At 72.0% G+C, this 3,913-nt stretch carries 5 protein-coding genes; 1 reads left to right on the forward strand and 4 read right to left on the reverse strand.

Annotation, left to right across the window (positions count from 1 at the left end; genetic code table 11):
- Window positions 1-64 precede the first annotated feature (64 nt).
- From DZF91_RS26990 to DZF91_RS27000, 3 genes are read right to left on the reverse strand one after another with little or no spacing between them, the layout of a single operon-like run.
- Window positions 65-640: a hypothetical protein gene (locus tag DZF91_RS26990; protein ID WP_117359977.1), complete on the reverse strand. Its 576-nt coding sequence runs from the start codon at window positions 638-640 to the stop codon at window positions 65-67.
- Window positions 640-1,272 carry a helix-turn-helix domain-containing protein gene (locus DZF91_RS26995; RefSeq protein WP_328589217.1) on the reverse strand — a complete coding sequence of 211 codons (633 nt, stop codon included), beginning with the start codon at window positions 1,270-1,272 and terminating at the stop codon, window positions 640-642. Before DZF91_RS26995 ends, DZF91_RS26990 begins: the two co-directional genes overlap by 1 nt.
- Window positions 1,269-1,880 (reverse strand): TetR/AcrR family transcriptional regulator, encoded by a 612-nt coding sequence (locus DZF91_RS27000; RefSeq protein ID WP_117359978.1) that lies wholly within the window; start codon window positions 1,878-1,880, stop codon window positions 1,269-1,271. Before DZF91_RS27000 ends, DZF91_RS26995 begins: the two co-directional genes overlap by 4 nt.
- Before the next feature lie 67 nt (window positions 1,881-1,947).
- Between DZF91_RS27000 and DZF91_RS27005 the strand changes: the two genes are divergently transcribed.
- A complete protein-coding gene (locus tag DZF91_RS27005) occupies window positions 1,948-2,730 on the forward strand; it encodes an SDR family NAD(P)-dependent oxidoreductase (RefSeq protein WP_235834598.1) in 783 nt (260 codons plus the stop codon).
- A 165-nt stretch (window positions 2,731-2,895) separates the two neighbouring features.
- Here the strand turns inward: DZF91_RS27005 and DZF91_RS27010 are convergent.
- On the reverse strand, window positions 2,896-3,913 hold a 1,018-nt coding region (locus tag DZF91_RS27010; RefSeq protein ID WP_328589218.1), incomplete at its 5' end, for a neutral zinc metallopeptidase.

The raw sequence follows: 3,913 nt of genomic DNA on the forward strand, positions 1-3,913 counted from the left end.
CCCCTTCCGCGATCCGCGTCACCGCCTCCCGGGGGCGTGCCGCCCGCACGGCGACCGCCGCCGGTCAGGCGTCGGCGCCGCGGGTGGACGCGCCGGAACCGGTCTGCTCCCCGGCGGCCTTGCGGGCACGCGCGGCCTTGGCCCTGGACGCGCCCTTGCCCTGGTCGCCCGCGGCGACCTCGGCGACGCCCTCGGCGCTCTTGGCGACCTCGGCGGCGGCGCCGTGGACGACCTTCTTGCCGCGCTCGGCCAGCTCGTCCACGAACTCGACGGCGCGGGTGCCGAAGTGCGTCACGTACGCGACGGCCGCGCCCGGAAGGTCCTTGACCTCGACCTTCTCCTGGAGGCGCCCGACGTTCTGGCGCGCCTCGCCGCGGTACTTGTCCACGTTCTCGCGGACCCCGCCCCGGTACTTGGCGACGGCGTCGCGGACCTGCTCGCCGTACTTGTCCAGATTGCCGCGGACCTCACCGCTGTAGCGGCCGAGGTTCTGCCGGACCTCGACCTGGTACTTGGCGGCCGTCTCACGGGCCTTCCCGACGTGCTCGGGGGCCTCGCGGAGCTTCTCCACCGCGAGGTCGCCCGCGCCGGCGACGGTGTAGACCAGCTTGTTCTCGCGCAGGGTGTCGGCGAACGTCATCAGACCTGCTCCTCTTCCTGTGCTGCGGATGGCTCTTGTGTGGCGGGCCGTGCCGTGGCCGGCTCTTCCGGGGCCGGCCGTGCCGCGGCCTGCTGTGCTGTGGCCTGCTGTGCCGCGGCCTGCTGCTCGGTGGCCTGCTGCTCGGTGGCCGCGTTCTCCTTGCGGAACGAGTCGTAGATGTCGAGCAGCACCTGCTTCTGGCGTTCCGTCAGGACCAGGTCGGCCCGGACCGCGGCCTGCACGTCGCTCTCCGCCTCGCGGGCCTCCAGGATTCCCGCCTGGACGTACAGCGCCTCGGCGGAGATCCGCAGACCCTTGGCGATCTGCTGCAGGATCTCCGCGCTCGGCTTGCGCAGGCCGCGTTCGATCTGGCTCAGGTACGGGTTCGAGATGCCCGAGACGTCCGCGAGCTGACGCAGCGAGATCTTCGCCCGCGTGCGCTGCTCCCGGATGTACTCCCCGATGGAGCCGACCTTCGAACCTGCCATGTCTCCACCCTCCGCCACCGTGCTTGCAATTGCAAGCAGCCTGCTAGCACTTTGCCGGTGAGTCTGCTCACATGCGCCCTGACCTGCATCGACATCCGTCCGACGTGCGTCGTTATCCGCCTGAACCGCGTCGATGTCCGTCATTCCCGGCTCCCCGGCCAGGCCGCGAGGACCATCTCGACCGCCGGACGCAGGTCGGCGGCGGTCGCGCCGTCGCCCGCCCGCTGCGACAGGCCCTGCAGGACGAGCGCGAACAGCTGGGCCACCGCGCGCGGGTCGGTGTCGTCCGGCAGTTCGCCGCGCCGGACGCCCTCCCGCACCCGGTCGGCGAACGCGGCCACGTTGGCGTTGCGGATGTCGCGCAGGTACGTCTCGATCTCGGCGTCGCGCGGAGCCACGTTCGTCGCCGCGCGGATGACCAGGCAGCCCGCCGGGTGGGACGGGTCGGTGTAGATCTCGGCGGCCTCGCGCAGCGCGCGGGCGAAACCGCGGTAGACGGTGGGCTCCTCGTCGAACGCGCGGCCCACGAAGTCGGCCCACTCCGTCCGCTGGTACCCCTGCACGACCTCCTTGAACAGCGCCTTCTTGTCGCCGAACGCGGCGTACAGGCTGGCGGGACGGATGCCCATGGCCTCGGTCAGGTCGCCGATCGAGGTCGCCTCGTACCCGCGCTCCCAGAACAGCCTGGTGGCGGACGCGAGGGCGGCGTCGCGGTCGAAGGCCCGGGGCCTGCCCCGGCGGGTCTCGGTCATGCCCCCAATTCTAGATCGACCGCTCAAGAAAGTGTGCTAGCGTCTTTCTTGAGCGATCATTCAACAAATGAGAGGCGGTCGAACGACCATGGGCACGGAACGTCTGGACGGGAAGTTCGCGCTGGTCACGGGCGGCAGCAGGGGCATCGGGCGGGCCATCGCGCGGCGGCTGGCCGCTGACGGCGCGACCGTCGTGCTCACCTACGCCCAGGACGCCGAGGCGGGGCGGGAGAACGTCGAGCGGATCGAGAAGGAGGGCGGCAGGGCGATCGCGATCCAGGCGCCGCTCGGCACGCACGGCGACGCCGAGCGCCTGTGGGCCGCCTACGACGAGGCGACCGGCGGCGCGCGGGTGGACATCATCGTCAACAACGCGGGCATCGGACGCAGCGCCGACCTGGCGAGCCTCACCGAGGAGGGCTTCGACGAGGTCTTCGCGGTGAACGTCCGGGCGCCGTTCTTCATCGTCCAGCAGGCCCTGCCGCGTCTGAACGACGGCGGCCGGATCGTCAACATCTCCAGCGGCGTCGCCCGGATCGCGATGCCCGAGATCCTGGCCTACGGCGCGACCAAGGGGGCGCTGGACAACTTCACGATGAACCTGGCCGTGCAGCTCGGGGCGCGCGGCATCACGGTCAACTCCGTCCGGCCGGGGATCATCGACACCGACGTCAACGCGTCCTGGCTGCGGGGGAACCAGGAGGCGTGGGAGCGGTCGGCGGCGCTGTCGGCGCTGGGCCGCGTCGGGGAGCCCGAGGACGTGGCGGACATCGTGGCTTTCCTGGCCTCCGACGACGGCCGCTGGGTCACCGGCAGCGTCCTGGACGCGACCGGCGGCTCCTCGCTCTGAACCCGTCCGGACGCTCCCGCGGTCCCGTCTCCTCGCGGTTCCGCCGCAGCGGCCGTTACGCACAGTGGAGGCGTCCGGGTCATCCCGGACGCCCCTCACGTGAACAGCTCGGCCCGCGCCACGAGGCACGGTGGCCGGACGATCAGGAGCGCAGCGGCCGGACGGTCAGGAGACGGCGCTCGGCGGAGCGGTCCAGGTGTTGCAGGCGGCCAGGTTCTGCCGCTGGATGCCCCGGATCGTCCAGCTCGCGTAGTGCTTGCTCGACCCGTGGTCGCGCTTGGCGGGGGGCTTGTCCTCGTCGCCGCGCCCCCGGACGTCCATGATCAGCGCGGAGTACTGCTCCTGGTCCAGCGGCAGGCTCGTGCGGTTCGCGCCGAGGAACTCGCCCGCGAGGCACTGCGCCTGTAGCTCGATGCGGCGGCTGGCCTCGGCGCGGCCGAGCGGGTCGCTCTGGTCCATGAGCGAGTCGCCGTAGAGCAGGATGCCCGACCGGTCCTGGACGTGGTGGCCGTACTCGTGCGCGACGACCCGCGCGAACACCGTGAAGTGCGCCACCGACTCGTTGCCCGAGGTCTCGATGACGTGCTTCAGCCCCACGTACATCGTGTTGTTCGCCGGGCAGTAGAACGCCGACGACCCGGGCGCCGGGTAGCTGCCGCACGGGCTGCTGCCCGGCTGGAGCCAGAACACCCGGTTCGGCGGCGCGAACGAGATGCCGGCCTTGCCGAACTGCGTCTTCCAGGTGGTGTCGAGGCAGTCGCTCAGGTCGTTCATGAAGCGGCGCATCGACTCGGCCGACTCGTCCAGCCTCGGCAGGTGGCAGTTCACCGAGGTCAGCGCGCCGGTCGTGTACAGCTTGCTGTCCGTGGCGGTCGCGCGGGTCACGTTCTGCGGCGAGAAGCCGTCGCTGCCGCGCCCCGACGCGGAGGTGGTGCCGCTCCCGCCGGACGGGAGGGTGGTGCGGTGTGACGACGACAGCGCCGACATCACCACGATCACCACGACGCCGAGCGCGGCGAACACGCCGATGATCCCGGCGACCGCCCCGCCCGCGCTGCGGCGCGGCGGACGGCCCGGTGGCATGTACCGGTACGCGGCCGGACCGCCCTGCGGGTATGGCTGGGGCATCCCCCGGTACGGCGGCGGCGGCCCCTGCGGCGGACGCGGCGGCGGCGGCCCCTGC

Origin of the sequence: Actinomadura logoneensis (assembly GCF_003428695.1) — a bacterium.
In the GTDB taxonomy this organism is placed as follows: domain Bacteria; phylum Actinomycetota; class Actinomycetes; order Streptosporangiales; family Streptosporangiaceae; genus Spirillospora; species Spirillospora logoneensis.